We start from the raw sequence: 20759 nt of genomic DNA, 5'->3' as shown, positions 1-20759 counted from the left end.
TCGTACCCTATTCGGACCCAGAACAATAAGGAAGAGGTCATGCGCTTAACTTGGATAGTCGCTGCAGTCATAGGATTTTCGAGCCAGGCATATGCCGGCCTGGAGCAAGACTTGGCCTTATGTGCCGCCCAGGGGGATAAACTGGATCGCTTGCTCTGTTATGACAAGCTCGCCGCGGGTGTCGCCAAGCCGGGCCGCCAGGCTCCAAAGGCCGCTGCCGCTCAGGCGCAACCGTCGGCATCGGCCGCACCTGCGGCTACCGCCGTGACCACCACCGCCGAAGCCGAGTTCGGTATCCACAGAAAGCCGGTAGAACTGGATGTCGACAAACTGTATCTGGAAATAGCATCAGTCCAGAAAGACCTCTATGGCAGTTTGACCTTAAATTTCACCAATGGTCAGGTCTGGAAACAGGTCGAGACTCGCCACTATAAATTGAAAGCCGGCGATACCGTCTTCATCGAAAAAGGGGCCCTGGGTTCTTTCCTGTTGGGCAGCGATGACAGGAATGCGACCATCAGGGTCAAACGTCTGAAGTAAATGCCGGCCTATTTCGATATTGCCGTCAACTTGGTCGGCAGCGCGCTGGAGCATGAGCTAGACACCGTCATAGAGGATGCGGCGAAACTGCGGGTTTCGCCGCTGCTGGTTATTGGCAGCGATCTGGCTGAGAGTGCCAAGGCGCTGGCGCTAACCCAGGCACATCCGCGCCGGCTTTACTGCACCGCCGGGGTGCATCCCCACCAGGCCAGCAGCTGGAATGACGCCAGCACCGCCGAGCTGACTCAGCTCTGCTCTGCCGCACAGGTGGTGGCGCTCGGCGAATGCGGTCTGGATTACAATCGTGACTTTTCCCCCAGACCAGTGCAACGCCGGGTCTTCGCCGCCCAGCTTGAACTGGCGACCAAGCTGAACATGCCGGTATTCATGCATGAGCGTGATGCCAACCGGGATTTTATCGCCATAGTCAGAGAGTATCGCCCGCATCTACCCAATGCCTTGTTGCATTGCTTCACCGGCGATCGCGCCATGTTGGAAGCCTGCCTGGCCCTGGATCTGCATTTAGGCATCACAGGCTGGGTCTGTGATGAACGCCGCGGTCAGGAGCTCGCCGCGCTGGTGCCGGACATCCCGGATGAACGTATCATGATAGAAACCGACAGCCCTTATCTGCTGCCGAGAAACCTGCGGCCCAAGCCTAAGTCGAGTAAGAATAAACCTGAATATTTGCCTCATATCTCAGAGCATATCGCCGGCTTGCGTGGCCAGGATCCGAGTCAATTTGCCGCGCTTTGTTATCACAACAGCTTGCGCTTCTTCGGCCTGGAGCGCGACCATGTCGGCACTTAGGGGAATCTATCTCTGGCTCTCGCTCTGGCTGATGGCATTGCCGGCGCAGACGGCACCCGTACTGATCCCGGATGCAAATTCAAACAACAGATTTGATCTGTCCGCCTGGTCCTACATCAACACGGCAGCAGATGTCGACGATCTGGCCCAGGCGAGCCAGGCGCCCGCCGGTCAATGGCGGCGCCTGGGCGACGAAGATCGACGTCACATAAGCGTGGACAAGCTCTGGCTGACCTTCAGTCTATTCAGTGACAAGACGCGGCTGACCAGGATCATCGCCCTGGATAATCCATTGCTGGATAAGATTAAATTATTCCATCTGATCAACGACGAGTTGGTGGATGTACAGGAAATGGGCGACAGCTTGCCCTTTGCTCACCGGCCGCTGCAGAGCAACATTTTCCTCTATCCCTTCGAGATCGAAGCCGGCGACAAGCATACCTTCTACCTGCAAATAAGTTCTCAGGGCGGCATGTATCTGCCCCTGAGCCTCTGGTCGGCAAACGAGCTGGCGCAGATGACAGAGTCCAGCTCGCTCATCAGCGGCTTCCAACTGGGGGGACTGGCGGCCATCGGCCTGTTCAGCCTCTTCATCGCCCTGGCGTCTGGCTCATTCAGCTACAGCTACTATGCCGGCTATGTCTTATCCATGAGCTTGCTGGTCGCCACCCTCAATGGCATCGCCTTCCGCTTCCTCTGGCCCGACTGGCCCGAGTTACAGCAGCTGATGGTGCCGTTGCTGATCCCCCTGGTGACGGCCTTCGCCCTGATGTTTACCGAGAAGGTGCTGCAGCTCAAGTATCAGAGTATCCGCATGCTGAGGTTCTGCCGCCTTGGTGCCGTCTATGCGCTGCTACAGCTTGCCCTGGTGCCCTTCATGGACACTGCGACTCTGCTGTATATCGAAGTCGTGTCTGTGCTGCTTATCTCCAGCATCCTGATGGTGACCGCCATTCGCCAGGCCGTGCGCGGGCATAAGCTGGCCAAGCTGTATTCCATCGGCTGGCTTGGACTGTTGCTGGGCGCCTTGGGCAGCAGCATGATCTACCTGGGACTGGTGCATATCGACATCATGTCGCAGACCCCAGTGATGATAGGCCTCAGTTTCGAAATCGTGTTCATGGCCGCCGTCTTGGCCATACGTTACAACGACGAACGCAAGGCCAAACTCAAGATCCAACAGGAAGCGCTGCAACAGGCCGAGCGCATCCGCATCACCCGGGAAGAAGCCCTCAGGGCCGAGGCCAGCAGCAAAGAGCGGCTGGAGAAAATGGTGCAGGAGCGCACCCTGGAGCTCGAAGTCACGCTGCGGGAACTCAATGAGGTCAATCAGAAGCTCACCGAGCAGACCACGATAGATAGCCTCACAGGGGTGAAGAATCGCAGCGCCTTCGATAAGCGCCTCATTGCCGAGGGGCGCATCAGCCGCCGGCAGCAGGCCCCCATGGCACTGCTCATGGTGGATATCGACAGGTTTAAAGCCATCAACGATAACTTCGGTCACCTGGCCGGCGATCAGACCCTGAGAGCCATTGCCGCCTGTCTGCAGCAGAATATTAAGCGCCCGACCGATCTTGTGTCACGTTTTGGCGGTGAAGAGTTTGCTATCATACTGCCCAACACCTCGGCCGAGGGCGGCATCACAGTGGCCGAAATGATCCGGACCTCAGTCAATGCACTGGTTATCGACTGGGAAGGGGATGCCATTCCGCTCACCGTCAGCATAGGAGTGAGCGCCGAAGTGATCGCCAGCGATACCCACCCCACGGCCCTGCTGGAACAGGCCGACAAGGCGTTATATCAGGCCAAAAATACCGGGCGCAATCGCGTCTGCCGCTATTCGCCGCCCCAGGATAGGACACAACCAAGTTAGGAGTCGAATGTGAATATAATTACCGGTGCTTTTCCCCAGCGCAGAATGCGCCGCATGCGTAAACATGAATTCAGCCGCCGCCTGATGGCCGAGAACAGCCTCAGCGTCGACGACCTCATCTATCCCATGTTCGTCCTCGAAGGCATCAACCGCACCGAGCAGATAGCCTCCATGCCTGGCATAGAGAGGTATTCCATCGACCTGCTGCTCAAGGAAGCCGCCGAACTGGTCGAACTCGGCATTCCCCTCATCGCCCTCTTCCCTGTGACACCGCCGGAACAGAAGACCCTGATGGCGGAAGAGGCTTACAATCCCGATGCCCTGGTGCAGCGCGCGGTGCGGGCATTGAAGGAAGAATTCCCCCAATTAGGGGTGATGACGGACGTGGCCCTGGACCCTTTCACTACCCACGGCCAAGACGGCATCATAGATGACAGCGGCTACATACTGAATGACATCACCACGGAAGTGCTGGTGAAACAGGCCCTGTCCCATGCCGAGGCCGGCGCCGATATCGTCGCCCCCTCGGACATGATGGATGGCCGCATCGGCGCCATACGCCAGGCGCTGGAAGCCGCCGGCCATGTGAATACCCAGATCATGGCCTATTCGGCCAAATACTCATCCAATTACTATGGTCCCTTCCGGGATGCGGTTGGCTCCGCGGCCAACCTCAAGGGTGGCAACAAACACAGTTACCAGATGGATCCGGCCAACAGCGACGAAGCCCTGCACGAAGTGGCGCTAGACATACAGGAAGGTGCCGACATGGTGATGGTCAAGCCCGGCATGCCCTATTTGGATATCATCCACAGGGTGAGAACCGAGTTGGCTGTGCCTACCTTCGCCTATCAGGTCAGCGGTGAATACGCCATGCATATGGCCGCCATTCAGAATGGCTGGCTGGCGGAAAGAGCCATAGTGATGGAGTCGCTGCTCTGCTTCAAGCGCGCCGGCGCCAACGGCATCCTGACCTACTTCGCCAAACGCGTCGCCCAGTGGCTCAAAGAGAGCACCCGATAGCCTGCTGCGGCTAACAGAGTAAACGTCGCCCGGTGCGGCGTTTTTTATGGCTAAGGGGAAACGCCGGTGAGCTGACAGGCAGGGGAGCCAGAGTGTATCATCCCCAAAGCGACAAGAGCGGCCTATCCAAGGCAGCGGTGATTTATGAGGGCATAGCAGTGATACTGACAGGCAAGATCCCAAGCACCCAACTGGCCGGGCAGCTACCCGGCTTCGACAGCGAATATCTGGCCTATCAGCCGGATATGGCCACTCTCGCCCCCCTCAGCCAGCTCGGCGGCGCCATAGAGATCGTTGCCATCATAGGCACCTGGTGCCCCGACTGTCATAGGGAACTGCCCCGTTTCATCCGGGTGCTGGAGGCCATCGACAACCCCAATATCCGCGCCAGCTATATCGGCATCGACCGTGCCAAACAAGATCCCCAGGGCTTGGCGGCCGCCTACGACTTCGCGCGTATTCCCACCTTCATAGTCCGGCAAGATGGCGAGGAGATGGGACGGATAGTCGAGCGTCCAGAGATATCCCTGGAGCGGGATCTGGCCGGGATACTGAGGTCGGCATAGGAATGCCGACTCCCGGATGAGTCATGGAAGATAACAGAGGTCGCCAGCGCCGGGATTCCTCCGGCTAGCGGTGGTCGATGCGACTCGCCAGCATATGCAATACCCCTTCACGCAACGCCCCGCCCGACAGCGACAGCTTTTCTATCCCGAGTAACTCGAACAACGCCGACAGAATGGCAACACCGGCGGCGAAGGTAGGTGCCCGCTCGGGGCATAGACCCCGAATGCCGGACAGGGATAGATCACTCTGATTGAGGATTTCCTGTTTGAGACACTCGAGCACCTGGGGGGTAATGGTTTCCGCCTGCCGGCGATGCAGTAACAATTCGACCACGGACTGGACGGCGCCCGAGGCGCCCACCACACACTGCCAGCCCAGGCGGCGCAACTCCTGGCGCTGCTCGCCGAGGCTCAGCAACACTTGTTGCCTGGCATCATCGAAGTCCAGCTGCTGCAGTGGCGCAGAGGTAAAGAATTGCTGATTGAAGGTGACACAGCCTATGGGCAAGCTGGTCTTGAATAACAGTTCATGGCCATCACCCACGATAAATTCGGTGCTGGCACCGCCTATGTCGATCACCAAGCGCCGGCCGGCACCACAGGTGGTGGTGACCATGCCCTGGTAGATGAGCTCGGCCTCACGCAGACCGGTGATGATCTCTATCGGATGCCCCAACACGGACAGGGCATGCCGACAGAAGTCGTCGGCATTGCTGATGCATCTCAGGGTGGCGGTAGCGATAACGGCAACGTTATCTGCCGCTATCTTATGCTCGGCCAACATCTGGGCAAACATCGCCAGACAATCCAGACCACGCTGCATCACGGCCTGACTCAGGCGGCCATCGGGCGCGATTCCCTCGGCCAACCTGACCTTACGCTTATACTTGGCAATAACCTGAGGCCGATCACCCTGAGTCCTGGCGATCAGCATATTGAAACTGTTAGAGCCCAGAGTAATGGCGGCGTAAGCGGGTGTCGGCATTTACGAGTGTCTGTGTGTCCTGTCATGGCGCGGCGGACGAGCACCGCTGCGATGTGCCCCTTGAGTCCTGCCCGAACCCGGACGGTCTCTCAGGTTACGCGAGCCACTGGGATGCTTGCGATGAATACGTACAGGTGGCGGAATATCATCCAGCAGCGCCGAGCTGTCGTAATTGCTCATGGGGATGGAGTGCTGGATATAGCTCTCGATGGCCGGCAGATTCAGCGCATACTCTTCACAGGCGAAACTGATGGACACGCCCTTGGCGCCGGCGCGACCGGTACGGCCGATACGATGCACATAATCTTCGCAGTCGTCCGGCAAGTCGTAGTTATACACATGGGAAACGTCCGAGATATGCAGGCCACGGGCCGCCACATCGGTCGCCACCAGGATATCCAAATCCCCTGTGGTGAACTGTTCCAGAATGCGAATACGTTTCTTCTGCGGCACATCCCCGGTCAGCAGGCCGACTCTATGGCCATCCCCCTCGAGGGCGGCCCAGAGCTTCTCGCAGCTATGCTTGGTGTTGGAGAAAACGATCGCCTTCTCGGGCCAATCTTCTTCTATCAGGGTCAGCAGCAGCCGCAATTTCTCATCCTGCGACGGATAGAAAATCTCTTCCCTGATGTTCTTGGAGGTTTTCTCGTCGGGCGCTATGACGACTTTTTCCGGCTCGTTCATGTGATCGTAGGCCAGTTCCTGCACCTTCATCGACAGGGTCGCCGAAAACAGCATGTTCAGGCGTTGATCCGCCGCCGGCATGCGATTGAAGAGAAAGCGTATGTCCTTGATGAAACCGAGATCGAACATACGATCCGCTTCATCCAGCACCACAGCCTGAATCGCACTCAGGTTAATGATCCCCTGACGCACATAATCTATGATGCGCCCCGTGGTGCCGATCAGAATGTCGACACCCTGATCCAGAACTTTTCTTTGTACATCATAGCTTTCGCCGCCATAGACTATGCCCACCTTGATCTTGGTGTGCTTGGCAAGCAGGGTGGCATCTTTAGCTATCTGAATCGCCAGTTCGCGGGTAGGAGCCATGATGATGGCCCTGGGCTGATTGATTTGGCGCCCTTCGGGAATGGGGGTCGATAACAGGTGGCTGAAGGTCGCTACCAGGAAAGCCATGGTCTTGCCTGTGCCCGTTTGTGCCTGGCCTGCGATATCTTTTGTTTGAAGTAATATGGGTAATGATAACGCCTGGATAGGCGTACAATATTCAAAACCGTTTTCTGTTAGTGCCTGAATAACCTCGGGATGCAGAGGCAGGTCAGCAAATTTTTGGGTAGATAAATGTGTTTGGCTCATAGCGCAAGCTTACCAGTTAGGGTTGCAATAAGATACTCGATCGTTTGAAATAGCCACATTGTAACAAGGCAACTTGAAAAGCTATTTTTCAACCCCAATATACATGGTAAGCCATTAACAAACCAGCAATGGCAACCAAACTGGAGAACATCATGAGCGAGAAAATTGTATACCTGAGCGACGACAGCTTCGAAAACGACGTATTAAAGTCAGAACAGCCAGTATTGGTAGACTTCTGGGCCGAGTGGTGTGGTCCATGCAAAATGATCGCCCCCATTCTGGACGATGTTGCCGAGGAATATGCCGGTCGCATCACAGTGGCAAAACTGAACGTAGATCAGAACAATGTGTCACCGGCCAAATACGGCGTGCGTGGCATCCCGACGCTGCTGATGTTCAAGGGTGGTGAGTTGGCTGCGACCAAGGTCGGCGCCCTGTCTAAAACCCAACTGAAAGAATTCATCGACGCCCAGCTCTAATGCCCAGGCATTAGCGTCCGTCGGCCCGATACGAGTTGTAAATAAATCGTGTCGGGTTTCCCTAAATTTCTGGACGCCCGCGTTTGTTAGTGCTACTTTAATAATCAGATTTCTTCTAACTGAACCACTTCTCGCTTTTCAATCACTATCCTAGCATCACAAACTTTACTGATTGAACGCGGTAAGCTTTGTCGCGTAACACAAGACCCCCTAAAATGAATCTAACTGAATTAAAAGACACGCCTATTTCTGAGCTAGTCTCACTAGCTGAAAATATGAAGCTCGAAAATATGGCCCGCGCCCGCAAGCAGGACATTATTTTCTCTATCCTTAAAGCCCATGCCAAGAGTGGTGAAGACATTTTTGGTGGCGGCGTATTAGAAATCCTCCAAGACGGTTTTGGTTTCTTACGCAGTGCAGACGGTTCTTACCTTGCCGGCCCGGATGATATCTATGTTTCGCCCAGCCAGATCCGCCGCTTCAACATGCGCACCGGCGACACTATTTTCGGTAAGATCCGCCCACCCAAAGAAGGCGAGCGTTATTTTGCCCTGCTCAAAGTCAATGAAGTCAACTTCGACAAGCCAGAAAATTCCCGCAATAAAATCCTGTTTGAAAACTTAACTCCGCTGCATGCCGAAGAGCGTATGCGTATGGAGCGCGGCAATGGTTCGACAGAAGACATCACAGCCCGTATTCTGGATCTCTGTTCGCCGATAGGCAAGGGTCAGCGTGGTCTGATTGTCGCACCGCCAAAAGCGGGTAAGACACTGTTACTGCAGAACATTGCCCAGAGCATTACCTATAATAATCCCGACGTGGTGCTGATAGTACTGCTAATCGACGAACGGCCGGAAGAAGTGACCGAGATGCAACGCCTGGTCAAAGGCGAAGTGATAGCCTCGACCTTCGACGAGCCGGCGAGCCGTCACGTGCAGGTAGCCGAAATGGTTATCGAGAAGGCCAAACGTTTGGTTGAGCACAAGAAAGACGTGGTCATCCTGCTCGACTCAATCACACGTCTGGCACGTGCCTATAACACTGTCATCCCGTCCTCTGGCAAGGTACTGACGGGTGGTGTGGATGCCAACGCCCTGCATAGACCCAAGCGTTTCTTCGGCGCGGCACGTAACATAGAACACGGCGGCAGCCTGACCATCATAGCCACAGCCCTGGTCGATACCGGCTCCAAGATGGATGAAGTCATCTACGAAGAGTTTAAGGGTACGGGTAACCAGGAATTGCACCTGTCACGTAAGGCGGCCGAGAAACGCGTCTTCCCGGCGATAGACTTCAACCGCTCAGGCACCCGCCGCGAAGAGAAACTGACCACGCCCGAAGAACTGCAGAAGATGTGGATCCTGCGTAAGATCCTCAATCCCATGGATGAAGTCAGCGCCATGGAATTCCTCATCGACAAATTGGCGATGACCAAGACCAACGATGAATTCTTCACCGCGATGAAACGCGCCAAGTCGTAAGGCCCCTATTTTTTTACGATAGGTTGCATAATAAAAGCCGCGCTAAGCGGCTTTTTTGTGGCTGAAAATCACCCTGAGCGGTCGGCGATGCCTGGCTAAACCCGGCCTCAAGCCGTACTAGAGCAGGGTCATGGCCATCTTGCGGCGCAGATAGGCAATTTGCTGCATGTGCGGCAAATCCTTGGGGCAATTATCCTGACAACCCAGCAAGGTCATGCAGCCGAAGACCCCATCCTGATTGCCTATCACATGATAGAAATCCTCAACGCTGCGGCCATCGCGGCTGTCGAGCTCGAAGCGGGCAATCTTCATCAGTCCCACGGCACCGACGAAGGTGTCACGCATCTGCTTGGTGGCGCAGGCCGACACGCATACGCCGCATTCGACGCAGCGCTCCAGCTCGTACAGCCGCGCCGCCTCGTCGGGATCCATGGCTTGCTCCAACGCATGGATAGACTGTTCTCCTTCCCTGGGATGCAGCCACAACTGCAGACGCTCGGCCAGTTGCCGCATGAATTTGCCCGTGTTGACCGACAGATCCCCTATGAGTTCGAAACCCGGCAGTGGCATCAGAGTGATTTCTCCCTTGGGATAACGAGTGGTCAGGGTACGACAGGCCAGTGTCGGCAAGCCATTGATCACCATGGCACAACTGCCGCAGATCCCCGCTCTGCAGACAAAGTCGAACTGCAGCGAGCTGTCCTGCTCGTCCCGTAAACGATTGAGGGCGATGAAGATGGTCATCCCCGGGGTTTCATCCAGGCTGTAGCTCACCATCTTGGGCTTATCGCCGTTTTCCTGGGGATCGAAGCGAAAAATATTGAAGGTTAATCTGCGTCCCGCAGACCCGGTATCTGTCACTGTGGGAATGAGTCTTGTCGTCATAATGCCTGCTCCCCCGTCGAGATCTTGCCGGCCACAGACGTCAGCGGCGTTGCCAGAGTGTCGCACAGGCGTTCATTTCTCGGCGCCAGGCTGTCGGGCAAGTCAAACGGCATCAGCGCCCTCTGCCTGGTATACCTGTCGGCATCATCCCCCAGTTCGGCGAGAATGGCCGCTATCTGCGCCGAGCGCCTCTCGGTATCCGGGTGCGCTATGCTGTTATCTGCGCCATAACCACGATAGCCCGGCGGCAACTCCATCTGCATCACATCCAGCGCTTCATAGTGCAGCACGGGCTCGAGCGCCTCGCTGTCGGGCCAACTTGCCAGGGTACGCTTGAGCCAATCCCTGTCGTTGCGCTGGGGATAATCTTCCCTGGCATGGGCGCCGCGGCTCTCGGTGCGGGCCGCGGCGCCGCAGGCAACCGTCAGCGCCACCTTGAGCATACGCCTGACCCTGAGCGCCTCCACCAACTCGGGATTGGCGTGGCGCTTGTTACACTTGAGCCCGAGTCTGCGGGAACGCTCGAGCAGCACTTTCAACCCGGCGACGGCCTTATCCAGTTCGGCGCCATTTCTGAATATGCCCACATAATCCATCATGATGCGCTGCATCTCACGCTTGAGCACTATGGGGCTCTCGCTGCCACCGCCGTCGATCAGGGCGTCGATTTCGTCGCCGACCCTGTCCATGAACAGCTGCACCAGTCCGGTATCGACCTCCAGGTTGTTGCACTCACAGAAATCGGCGACATATTTGCCGACTATCATGCCGCCCACCACAGTCTCGGCCAGCGAATTGCCCCCCAGGCGATTGAAGCCGTGCATGTCCCAACAGGCCGCTTCGCCGACACTGAACAGCCCCCAGAGCTGCGGGCTTTGGCCCTTGGCATCTGTGCGTACCCCGCCCATGGAATAGTGCTGGGTCGGGCGCACCGGGATCCAATCCTTGACGGGATCTATGCCCAAGAAGTTTTCGCAGATCTCCTGCACTTCACGCAGGTTGGTCTCTATGTGCTTGCGCCCCAGCAGAGTGATATCCAGCCACAGATGTGGCCCATAGGGACTGTCGACTCCCTTGCCCTTGCGTATGTGTTCCGTCATGCGCCGTGATACCACATCCCGCGACGCCAGCTCTTTCTTCTCTGGCTCATAATCTGGCATGAAGCGATAGCCGTCCTTGTCGCGCAGCAGGCCGCCGTCGCCGCGACAGCCCTCTGTGGTGAGGATCCCCACAGGCACTATGGCGGTCGGGTGAAACTGCACCGCCTCCATGTTGCCCAGGGTAGCGACCCCTGTCTCCAGCGCCAGCGCCTGCCCCATGCCCTCGCAGATGACCGCATTGGTGGACACGGCATAGATGCGGCCATAACCACCTGTGGCTATAGTCGTCGCCTTGGCGACATAGGCCCGCAGTTCACCCGTGATAAGACAACGGGCAATCACCCCATGACAGCGTTTGCCGTCATGAATGAGCGCCAGCGCCTCGACTCTTTCATGCACCGGGATATCCATGGAAATGGCTTTGTTATCCATGGCATACAGGAGTGAATGCCCTGTGCCATCGGCGGTATAGCAGGTACGCCATTTCTGGGTGCCGCCAAAGTCACGGGCATTGATCAGCCCATGGGCGGCTTGGGCCTCCTCCAGCGTCACCTTCTGGGCATTGACTATCACTTCCCTGGGGCCGGCTGTGACCCGGGTCCAGGGCACCCCCCAGTGGGCCAATTCCCGCACCGCCTTGGGCGCACAGTGGGTAAACATCCGCACCACGCTCTGATCGCAGCCCCAGTCGGAACCTTTGACCGTATCCTGAAAGTGCACATCTTCATCATCGCCCATGCCCTTGAGCGCGTTCCCCAGGCTCGCCTGCATGCCGCCCTGGGCCGCGGCCGAGTGCGAACGTTTGGCGGGAATGAGCGACAACACCAAAGTATCCAGGCCACGTTCCTTGGCGGCAATGGCCACCCTCAGACCCGCCAATCCTGCCCCCACGATCAAGGCATCGGTATAGATGAGTTTCACGTCTGCTCTCCTTGTGAAATAGTGACCGTCTGGCTAGCCTGCCAGCGGCGCATAAGGCAAAAACGCCAGCAAAGATGCCAGGCCTATGGCGATGAACAGCAGGCTGACCAGAGTCTTGAGCTTCTTGAGCCAGATTCGGGTGTCCAGCCCCCGCGCCGCGCCCCATTTCAATACGACCCGGTAAATGCCGATGGCAGCGTGCAACTCCACCGCCAGCAACAGCGGCAAATATAAGAGCCATGCGCCCTGAGCCCATATCCTGTGGCCGCTGCCCTGGGGACCTATGGTCTCGGGTGCCGAGCCAATCAACCACAGATGCACGGGCAAGAGCAGTAAAATGACGCCGCCTGTCAACGCCTGCCAGTACCAAAGACGGGTGTCGCCATGATCTATGCTGTGCATCTGGGTTCGCAGCGCTGCATGCTGGCGCAAGGTCAGCGGCATTTTCTGCAACGCAGGCACAGCATGCACCAAGGCCAACCCGGCGACGCCTATGGCGATCAGGCTGACGACCCAGGGATAACCCTGACCATCTGCGCTCAGGAAACTCAGCTCCATGGTGCGCGCCACCCAGGCCATGGCCTCACCACCGAGCAAGATTGACGACACCAACAGCAGATGGGTCCACAGAAATACTGCCAGCAGCACCCCGGACAGGCTCTGGCACACATCCAGATAGGCATACCACTTGGTCAGATTTAGACGTTTCGCCATATCGGCCTCATTTAAGTAATGGGAGCGGCAAGCTTGCATCACGCTCTATGAATGTCGTACATCTGTGTGCCGGGCAGTATGAGCTGGATCAAATGTTCAATAACTAACCCGGAATCATTATTTTAGCAGCTCATCCAACGACCACAGAGAATCTTGCCGCCGGGTTAAATTCCCCACAGTCGCCCCATGTCGATGCCGGCTAATTGGCTGCTGTGTGCTGAAACTCGCAACCTCCACGGCTTGGAGTTACAATAGCGCGAAATTCGATCCCAAGACTCACAGGAAGCCCACATGCCCTGGATCCAACTGCGCATCAACACCAACAGTGACGATGCCGAAACCTTAAGCGACCTGCTGATGGAAGCAGGCTCAGTCTCCATTACCTTCGAAGATGGTAAAGACACGCCGATATTCGAACCCAAGCTGGGCGAAACCCCCTTGTGGCAAGATACTGTGGTGGTGGCGCTGTTCGAGGCAGACACAGATCTGGCCCCGACGATCGAGATGCTGAAGCACTTGCCTTTCCTGGGGGAGGATTTCAGCCACAAGGTAGAACTGATAGAAGATAAGGACTGGGTTCGCGAATGGATGGATAACTTCCACCCTATCCAATTCGGTCAACGTCTGTGGATCTGTCCCAGCTGGCGTGAGATCCCGGATCCCGATGCGGTCAACGTGATTTTGGATCCCGGTCTGGCGTTCGGCACCGGTACTCACCCCACCACGGCCCTATGCCTGGAATGGCTGGACAGCCTGGACTTGAGCCGGCAGGAAGTGATCGACTTCGGTTGTGGTTCCGGCATCCTGGCGGTCGCCGCATTGAAACTGGGCGCCAAGAAAGTCACAGGCATAGACATAGACTACCAGGCCATAGACGCCTCACGCGCCAACGCCGAACGAAATGGCGTGGCCGACAAGCTGGCGCTGTACCTGCCGGAAGATCAGCCGGCCGATCTCAAGGCAGATGTGCTGGTCGCCAACATACTCGCGGGTCCGTTGCGTGAACTGGCACCGCTGATCGCCGAACGGGTCAAACCCGGTGGCAAGTTGGCGCTCTCGGGTTTGCTGCAGGAGCAATCCCAGGAAATTTCCGACTTCTACGCCCAATGGTTCGACATGGACCCCGCCGCTCACAAAGAAGAATGGAGCCGCTTGACAGGCACACGTAAATCACTGTAATAGACGCGCGACCCTGCGTCCCGAGTGAGTTCCTGGCCGATAAAAGTCAAGTAAAAAAGTTGTCCCCAGGTCATTTATTGACCTTTTCATGGCCGATAAAAAGGGCTACTATAGCGCCCCTTTGAAGAGCAAGGTGAGACCACAAATGCAGATTGGACCCTATCAACTGAACAATCAGCTGATCGTGGCACCAATGGCAGGTGTCACAGATCAAGCCTTTCGCAATCTCTGCCTTCGTTATGGCGCAGCCCTGGCGGTGTCGGAGATGCTTTCATCTAACCCAGATGTTTGGGACACGGATAAGAGTCGCCAGCGTATGACGCATTCTGGCGAAGAAGGCTTGCGCTCGGTACAAATCGCAGGGGCAGATCCCGAGTTAATGGCGCAAGCCGCCCGGTTCAACGTTGAACAGGGCGCTCACATCATTGACATCAACATGGGCTGCCCGGCAAAAAAAGTGAATAAGAAGCTGGCAGGTTCGGCACTGATGCAAAACCCCGACTTGGTAAAGAGCATTTTACAAGCCGTGGTGAACGCAGTCGAGGTGCCTGTGACGCTCAAGATTCGCACCGGATGGGATCCGGAACACAAGAATGGTGTTCAAATCGCCCGGATAGCCCAGGATTGTGGCATAGTCGCGCTGGCCGTTCACGGCCGCACCCGGCAATGCATGTACAAAGGCGATGCCGAGTACGACACGATCAAAGCTATCAAACAGAATATCTCGATTCCTGTTATCGCCAACGGGGACATAGGCAGTCCTGAGAAGGCACGTTTTGTGCTTGATTACACAGGTGCCGATGCCCTGATGATAGGACGGGGCGCCCAAGGAAGGCCTTGGATTTTCAGAGAAATCCAGCATTACCTGGACACGGGTAATAAGCTAGCACCCATAGATGTGGCCCAGCAGCGTCAAGTGATGCTGGAACACCTCAGCAAACTGTATGACTTGTATGGCGAATACATGGGCAGCCGCTTCGCCAGAAAACATATGGGGTGGTACCTGAACCAGGAAGACCAGCGCCAATTCAGGGCTGACTTCAATCGGCTGGAAACCGCTGCAGAACAATATTCCCTGGTGGAATGTTATTTTGATGAATTAGTACAGAATTAATAAAGAGCAGAATAGAATGTTTGATCAGACAACTAACACTGAAGTTCACCAGCTTACCGTAGGCAAAATCGAAACCGCTAACGGCACTATCAAGCCCCAGTTATTACGTGACGCCGTCAAGCGTGCCGTAACTAACTTCTTCGCTCAGTTGGACGGTCAGGAAGCCTCTGAAGTTTACGAGATGGTATTAAGCGAAGTAGAAGCGCCTCTGCTTGACATCATAATGCAGCACACCCGCGGCAACCAAACCCGTGCGGCCAACATGCTGGGTATCAACCGCGGCACCCTGCGTAAAAAATTGAAAAAATACGGCATGAACTAATCCTCAGGGATTAGGCTGTGGTATTGAAAAGGGCTAACCAGCAATGGTTAGCCCTTTTTGCTGTCCAGGCTTTTACGGCCAGCCCGTGCCGGGCTCTGGCCTGGTTTCGGCCCATGTGGCGACTCGAGCCTGCTGGCGTTTCCGGGATCTGCGTGTTATTTTTTGGCTATAGTGCCATTGTTCGAGACGCCCATGAGCTTTCAATCCTTCGCCCTGGATGACATAGAGCAACTGCAGGAATCGGCGCAGGTGGAATTCAAGCTGGCCCAGGGTCGCGATGGCCAGGGACAGTTACCCGAGGGCATGTGGGAAAGCTACAGCGCCTTCGCCAATACCATAGGCGGTGAAATCATCCTGGGGGTGAAAGAGAATGGCAGCGGCTTCAGCATAGAAGGCATACACAATCCCATGCCCATGCTGAGCGAGATCTGGGAAATTCTCAATGACCGCAGCCGCATCAGCCGCAATGTCTTGGCACCGACCGACGTGCAAATCATAGAGATAGTCGGCAAGAGGCTGATACGCATGCGAGTACCGGCAGTCCCCTTGAGCGAACGCCCCGTCTACATAGGGTCGGATCCTTATTCCGGCAGCTATTTTCGGGTCGGCGATGCCGATATGCGGGCCAGTCGGCGCCAGGTAAAGATCATGCTGCGCCGGGCCGAGGTCGAGCGGCTGGCGGCCAACCAGCAGACACACAGCCCCTAGCGATACCGCCTCCTATGGCGCCAAATCCTTCCATAGCATCAAAGCTGGGCATCAAGCCCGAGCACCAAGTCTGCATCTCAGTCCAGGAGCGACAGCAAACAATCCAGCGAGGCAATTTCCAGCTGGGGCAATTGCCCGGCCGTCGGTGGCTTGGGCTCATTGCGGGCATAGGCAGGATTCAACCAGGCAACCTGGCAACCGCCGCGCCTTGCTCCCTGCACATCTGCGGCATAACTGTCGCCTATATGCAGCAGCTCCCGCGGCGCGATTGCCAAGCGCTCACAGGCCAGGGCAAACATGTCGCCATGGGGTTTCATCCTCAGCCCCTCCCCAGGTTGCAAGACGAATTGCAATACCTGCCCCAGGCCGATGCGCTGGGGGTCGACATTGCCATTGGTGATGCCTATCAGGGGATAACGCTGACCCAAGCGTTGCAAAAATCGGATGACGCCGGCAGGAACGCTAAAGTCGCTGCGATGGGCCAGGAAACAGGCCAGTCCCTCGGCGGCGCCGCGTCTGGCCTGAGCCTCGCTGTAGCCCAGACTCAGCAAGCCCTGGGTTAACAACGCCCGCCTGGCCTTGGTGGTGTCCTGGGCCAAGCCCGGCTCCTGGGCCAACAGCCTGTGTTTCAGGTTATGCCAATCACTCAACTGCCACACCCGCGTCGCCGGGAACTGGCGATGGAGGAAGGCCAGCTGCTCGGCCTCGGCGCGCCTTATATAGGGGGCATTGTCGTACAGGGTGTCATCGAGGTCGAAACTCAGCGCCTTGAACTCACCGAGTCTCAGGTAAGATTTCATCACTTATCCTTGGTCTTCATTGCCTTGGCTTTCTTTGCCCTGGGATGGCTGCCGTCATACACCTTCGCCAGATGGGCGAAATCCAGGCTGGTATAGATCTGGGTCGTGGACAAGTTCGCGTGTCCCAGCAATTCCTGCACGGCACGCAGATCGGCACTGGACTCCAGCATATGGGTCGCAAAGGAATGCCGCAACTTATGGGGATGCACCCGCACCGCCAACGCCTGCTCCTGGCCCCACTTGGCCATGCGCGCCTGAATGCTGCGGTGGGACAAGCGCTTGCCCTTGGCGGTAACGAACAGGGCCTCATCCTCACAGCCGATACCTGCCCTGATGGCCAACCAGGCCTCGAGCGCCGCCAGGGCATACTTGCCCACAGGCACTATCCGCTCCTTGCTGCCCTTGCCCATCACCTTGACCTCGGCCTGCCCCCTATGCACGTCACTCAGGTTCAGCCCGGCCAACTCGGCCAAACGCAGGCCGCTGGAATAAAACAGCTCCATGATCGCCTTATCCCTCAGGCTCAAGGGATCTGTGCCCTCCAGCGCCAGCAAGTGGCTGACGGCATCGACATCCATATTCTTGGGCAAAGGTTTATGCTGTTTCGGTGCGCTCAGGCCGGCGGCCGGATTCGCCGCTATCTGGCCCTCACGCAGGAGAAATTCGCCGAATTGTTTCAGCGCAGACAGGCATAGGGCCAGGGATCTTGGACTCAGGCCGCGGCGATGCAACTTGATCAGCACCTGTTGCAGTTGCTCGCGCCCGATCTCGGGCCAGATGACGGGGGCCGGCAGCAGGCCCTCGGCGCGGTTGAGCTCATAGAGATAATTGCGCACTGTATGGGGCGACAACTGCCGCTCCGTGCTCAGGTAACGCTCGAAGGCAGACTTACAGTCGCCGCTTGCAGCTGACATAGGTACCTCGGGCCGGGAAGTGAAACATAAGCGTCGGCATCAAAACTTGGGCAACAAGAAATCCAGCAAGCGCCGCAGCTGATCCAGCAGCAGATTATCCATTTCGGGCTGAAAATGCGCCGCATCCTGACTGGCGATGGCGAAGATCACCTGGCCATTGGTGTCCGCCAGCTTGCTCAATGCCACCGAGCCCACACTGCTGCCGAACAGACGTTTGGCCTCCTGCTGGGTCAGGCGACCGAAATAATGCCCCTGATGCAGGCGTTTGGCCCAGATATTGGCCAATTCACTGTCGATATCATGCACAGTGATCAGCCTGACATGGCTGAAATTGAACTGCCGCTTCAACTCTTTCGACAAGATCTGCCGCAGCTCGCCGAGATCGGCACAGCCGAGCAGCTTGAGGGATAACTCGCTATTGAAGAGATAGATCTGTTCGTTGCGCGAAGCTATGGATAACAGGGCGGTGATCTCTTCTTCCAACTGGCGTACCCGCTGCCGCAAGATGTCCTGGCGGCGCTCCACCAGAGAGACGGTGCCGCGCTCCAGATGCGGGATGCGCATCGCCAGCAGCAACTCGGGATAACGGCTGAAAAAGTCGGGATTATCCAGCAGATATTCACGAATAATCGCCTCATCGAAGGGCTCGCTCATGCGTGAGCCCTTGGGCCCCGTCATCTTGGTCACTTCTGTCATAATTGTATCTGTCCGTCATACACATGTTGGACCGGGCCTGTCATCCACAGTGGCTTGCCTTCACCTTCCCAGTTAATGGTCAGGGTGCCGCCCGGCAGATCCACCCGCACCTGGGTCCCGAGCTTATCCTGCAGCTGGCCGACAGCCACGGCGGCGCAGGCCCCGCTGCCACAGGCCAAGGTTTCGGCGGCGCCGCGTTCATAGACGCGCAACTTGATATGGCCCGGGTTGAGCACCTGCATGAAACCCACATTCACCCCCCTGGGAAAACGTTCGTGCCGGGTCAACATGGCCCCCACTTCCGCCACCGGGGCCGTCTCTATGTCTTCGACCTGAATCACGCAATGGGGATTGCCCATGGAGACGGCACCACAGAGAAAGGTCTGCATCTGGGTCTGCAACAAATAGGTTTTCTCAGCCTTCTTGGCTTTGAAGGGGATCTGGCTCGGCTCGGTGACCGGCACTCCCATGTTGACCGTCACGCTGCCATCGCGTTCCAGGCGCAGGGTCATCTTGCCGGATGAGGTGCTGACACGAATTTTATTCTTGTTAGTCAGCCCCTTATTGCGCACGAAGCGGGCAAAACAGCGGGCGCCGTTGCCGCATTGTTCCACCTCACTGCCGTCGGCATTGAAGATCCTATAATGAAAATCCAGATCCGGATCATAGGGCGGCTCGACCAGCAGCAGTTGATCGAATCCTATGCCGACATTCCGGTTGGCCAAACGCTTGATCTGATCTGGCGAGAAAAACACGTTCTGGGTCACGCCATCGACCACCATGAAGTCATTGCCCAGTCCGTGCATCTTAGTGAATTGGATCAAGAGAGATATCCTTTGTCGAGCCTTAGCGCTTCGCCGGGAAGCGCCGGATTAATATCAACTAGTTTACGGCAGGAGTCGTTCACCTTGCCAGAGCTGCGCCAGTTTTTCTCTTTCACGCACCAAATAGTCCTGGTCGCCATCCACCATCACCTCGGCCGCCCGCGGACGGGTATTATAATTGGAGGACATCACGAAGCCGTAGGCGCCGCTGGAGCGCACCGCCAGGAGATCGCCGGCTTCTAAGTTGAGCTGCCTGTCCTTGCCGAGAAAATCACCCGTCTCACACACAGGGCCGACTATGTCGAAGGCCCGGGTCATACCGACTCTGGGTTCGAGCGGAATGATATTCTGCCAGGCGCTGTAGAGCGCCGGGCGAATGAGATCGTTCATGGCACCATCGACAATGGCGAAATGCTTGTCGCCATTGTCCTTGAGGTAGAGAACCTGAGTCACGAACAGGCCGGCGTTGGCGGCGATGGCACGGCCTGGCTCGAAGATGAGCTTGAGCTTCCTGTCGCCCAAACGCGCCAGCAGCGCCGCGGCGTAGACGTCGGGTTGCGGTGGTGTCTCGGCATCGTAAGGCACGCCAAGACCGCCACCCACGTCGAAATGTTCGACGCTAATCCCCCGGCTCGCCAAACGGTCGACCAATGCCAGCATGCGATCCATGGCATCGAGGAAGGGCTGCAGCTCGGTGAGCTGTGAACCTATGTGGCAATCTACCCCTTTGACCTGCAGATGGGGCAGTTGCTGGGCGCGGGCGAACACGGTCTCGGCCTCGTCCATGCCTATGCCAAATTTATTCTCTTTCAAGCCGGTGGAGATATAGGGATGAGTGCCGGCATCGACGTCGGGATTGACCCTCAAGGACACGGGTGCCAGCTTGCCCAGGCGGCCGGCGACCTCATTGAGCAGCTCCAGCTCGGCGGCCGATTCCACATTGAAACAATAGATGCCCAGCTCGAGCGCCTGCTCCATCTCGGCCACCGTCTTGCCGACGCCGGAGAAGACTATCTTGTCCGGACTGCCACCGGCCTGGATCACCCGTGCCAGCTCGCCACCCGAGACGATATCGAAACCACTGCCCAGCCGTGCCAGCACATTCAATACCGCCAGATTGGAATTGGCCTTGACCGCATAACATACCAGATGTGGATGCGCTGCCACGGCGCGATCGAAGGCATGCCAATGCCGCTCCAGGGTCGCCCTGGAGTAGACATAGAGCGGCGTGCCGTATTTCCGCGCCAACTCGCTGACCCGGACGTCTTCGGCAAACAAGGCATTATCTTGGTAGAGAAAGTGATCCACGGTATAGGTTCCTTAGAGGTTATTGCTGTTGCGATTGAGTTTGCCCGACCGGCGTGTCCGCAGCCGGCTCAGCCGCGGCTGCAGGCCGATTGGCTTCTGTCGCCGGGGTTTTATAGAGCGGCCCCTTCTGACCACAGCCCGAAGTGAATAAACTAGCAAGCATTAGCAATAAAAGCAGTCTCATTTGTGTCAACATC

General features: G+C 57.0%; 22 protein-coding genes. 11 read left to right on the top strand and 11 right to left on the bottom strand.

Translation table 11 applies throughout. The features are described 5' to 3' along the window. Nucleotides 1-39: 39 nt before the first annotated feature. From HC757_RS08365 to HC757_RS08345, 5 genes are all read left to right on the top strand, one after another. On the top strand, nt 40-540 hold the full coding sequence (locus tag HC757_RS08365) for a hypothetical protein (RefSeq protein WP_169563859.1): 501 nt from the start codon (nt 40-42) through the stop codon (nt 538-540). Beyond that, nucleotides 541-1350 (top strand): TatD family hydrolase, encoded by an 810-nt coding sequence (locus HC757_RS08360; protein ID WP_169563858.1) that lies wholly within the window; start codon nt 541-543, stop codon nt 1348-1350. Next, nucleotides 1337-3223, top strand: a complete 1887-nt coding sequence (locus HC757_RS08355) for a sensor domain-containing diguanylate cyclase (RefSeq protein ID WP_244623328.1) — start codon at nt 1337-1339, stop codon at nt 3221-3223. The genes HC757_RS08360 and HC757_RS08355 overlap by 14 nt, the downstream gene beginning before the upstream one ends. 9 nt (nt 3224-3232) lie before the next feature. Further along, nucleotides 3233-4246 carry a porphobilinogen synthase gene (hemB, locus tag HC757_RS08350; protein WP_169563857.1) on the top strand — a complete coding sequence of 338 codons (1014 nt, stop codon included), beginning with the start codon at nt 3233-3235 and terminating at the stop codon, nt 4244-4246. A 92-nt stretch (nt 4247-4338) separates the two neighbouring features. Continuing rightward, nucleotides 4339-4812 (top strand): thioredoxin family protein, encoded by a 474-nt coding sequence (locus tag HC757_RS08345; protein WP_342343052.1) that lies wholly within the window; start codon nt 4339-4341, stop codon nt 4810-4812. Nucleotides 4813-4876: 64 nt separating this feature from the next. Here the strand turns inward: HC757_RS08345 and HC757_RS08340 are convergent, their stop codons facing one another. Together HC757_RS08340 and rhlB are read right to left on the bottom strand one after the other, a co-directional pair. After that, nucleotides 4877-5797, bottom strand: a complete 921-nt coding sequence (locus HC757_RS08340; RefSeq protein WP_169563856.1) for a Ppx/GppA phosphatase family protein — start codon at nt 5795-5797, stop codon at nt 4877-4879. Further along, a complete protein-coding gene (rhlB, locus tag HC757_RS08335; RefSeq protein ID WP_169563855.1) occupies nt 5798-7117 on the bottom strand; it encodes an ATP-dependent RNA helicase RhlB in 1320 nt (439 codons plus the stop codon). A gap of 152 nt (nt 7118-7269) precedes the next feature. Between rhlB and trxA the strand changes: the two genes are divergently transcribed. Together trxA and rho are read left to right on the top strand one after the other, a co-directional pair. Beyond that, complete coding sequence (gene trxA / locus HC757_RS08330) at nt 7270-7596, top strand: thioredoxin TrxA (RefSeq protein WP_169563854.1); 327 nt, start codon at nt 7270-7272, stop codon at nt 7594-7596. A 215-nt stretch (nt 7597-7811) separates the two neighbouring features. Continuing rightward, complete coding sequence (rho, locus tag HC757_RS08325) at nt 7812-9077, top strand: transcription termination factor Rho (protein ID WP_169563853.1); 1266 nt, start codon at nt 7812-7814, stop codon at nt 9075-9077. Nucleotides 9078-9194: 117 nt separating this feature from the next. Here the strand turns inward: rho and HC757_RS08320 are convergent, their stop codons facing one another. Genes HC757_RS08320 through HC757_RS08310 form a run of 3 tightly spaced genes read right to left on the bottom strand, consistent with a single transcriptional unit; the run spans nt 9195 to nt 12697 of the window. Next, the gene (locus HC757_RS08320) at nt 9195-9962 is read right to left on the bottom strand and encodes a fumarate reductase iron-sulfur subunit (protein ID WP_169563852.1); all 768 of its coding nucleotides are present in this window, start codon (nt 9960-9962) and stop codon (nt 9195-9197) included. Next, nucleotides 9959-11983, bottom strand: coding sequence for a fumarate reductase flavoprotein subunit (locus HC757_RS08315; protein ID WP_169563851.1), 2025 nt, complete (start codon nt 11981-11983; stop codon nt 9959-9961). The genes HC757_RS08320 and HC757_RS08315 overlap by 4 nt, the downstream gene beginning before the upstream one ends. Before the next feature lie 33 nt (nt 11984-12016). After that, entirely contained in the window at nt 12017-12697 is a 681-nt protein-coding gene (locus tag HC757_RS08310) for a fumarate reductase cytochrome b subunit (RefSeq protein ID WP_169563850.1), read from the bottom strand. Between the two features lie 291 nt (nt 12698-12988). Here HC757_RS08310 and prmA point away from each other — a divergent pair, with 291 nt between their 5' ends. The 4 genes from prmA to HC757_RS08290 all read left to right on the top strand — a co-directional run bounded on the left by prmA (nt 12989) and on the right by HC757_RS08290 (nt 16020). Next, the gene (gene prmA, locus HC757_RS08305) at nt 12989-13876 is read left to right on the top strand and encodes a 50S ribosomal protein L11 methyltransferase (protein WP_169563849.1); all 888 of its coding nucleotides are present in this window, start codon (nt 12989-12991) and stop codon (nt 13874-13876) included. 145 nt (nt 13877-14021) lie between these two features. Beyond that, the gene (gene dusB, locus HC757_RS08300) at nt 14022-14990 is read left to right on the top strand and encodes a tRNA dihydrouridine synthase DusB (RefSeq protein ID WP_169563949.1); all 969 of its coding nucleotides are present in this window, start codon (nt 14022-14024) and stop codon (nt 14988-14990) included. A 16-nt stretch (nt 14991-15006) separates the two neighbouring features. Next, nucleotides 15007-15312: a DNA-binding transcriptional regulator Fis gene (gene fis, locus HC757_RS08295; protein ID WP_169563848.1), complete on the top strand. Its 306-nt coding sequence runs from the start codon at nt 15007-15009 to the stop codon at nt 15310-15312. A 192-nt stretch (nt 15313-15504) separates the two neighbouring features. Continuing rightward, nucleotides 15505-16020, top strand: coding sequence for an AlbA family DNA-binding domain-containing protein (locus tag HC757_RS08290; protein ID WP_169563847.1), 516 nt, complete (start codon nt 15505-15507; stop codon nt 16018-16020). A gap of 77 nt (nt 16021-16097) precedes the next feature. Here the strand turns inward: HC757_RS08290 and HC757_RS08285 are convergent, their stop codons facing one another. From HC757_RS08285 to lptM, 6 genes are all read right to left on the bottom strand, one after another. Continuing rightward, nucleotides 16098-16820, bottom strand: a complete 723-nt coding sequence (locus HC757_RS08285; RefSeq protein WP_169563846.1) for an HAD-IA family hydrolase — start codon at nt 16818-16820, stop codon at nt 16098-16100. Then, nucleotides 16820-17734: a tyrosine recombinase XerC gene (gene xerC, locus HC757_RS08280; RefSeq protein ID WP_169563845.1), complete on the bottom strand. Its 915-nt coding sequence runs from the start codon at nt 17732-17734 to the stop codon at nt 16820-16822. Before xerC ends, HC757_RS08285 begins: the two co-directional genes overlap by 1 nt. Nucleotides 17735-17773: 39 nt before the next feature. Further along, nucleotides 17774-18430: a DUF484 family protein gene (locus HC757_RS08275; protein WP_169563844.1), complete on the bottom strand. Its 657-nt coding sequence runs from the start codon at nt 18428-18430 to the stop codon at nt 17774-17776. After that, nucleotides 18427-19254, bottom strand: a complete 828-nt coding sequence (gene dapF, locus HC757_RS08270; protein ID WP_169563843.1) for a diaminopimelate epimerase — start codon at nt 19252-19254, stop codon at nt 18427-18429. Before dapF ends, HC757_RS08275 begins: the two co-directional genes overlap by 4 nt. A 63-nt stretch (nt 19255-19317) precedes the next feature. Beyond that, nucleotides 19318-20562, bottom strand: coding sequence for a diaminopimelate decarboxylase (gene lysA / locus HC757_RS08265; RefSeq protein ID WP_169563842.1), 1245 nt, complete (start codon nt 20560-20562; stop codon nt 19318-19320). 19 nt (nt 20563-20581) lie between these two features. Further along, a complete protein-coding gene (gene lptM / locus HC757_RS19180) occupies nt 20582-20725 on the bottom strand; it encodes an LPS translocon maturation chaperone LptM (protein ID WP_244623372.1) in 144 nt (47 codons plus the stop codon). Between the last annotated feature and the right edge of the window lie 34 nt (nt 20726-20759).

It is taken from the genome of Shewanella salipaludis (genome assembly GCF_012911865.1).
Taxonomy (GTDB): domain Bacteria; phylum Pseudomonadota; class Gammaproteobacteria; order Enterobacterales; family Shewanellaceae; genus Shewanella; species Shewanella salipaludis.
This window is presented reverse-complemented; position numbering and strand designations above follow the sequence as displayed.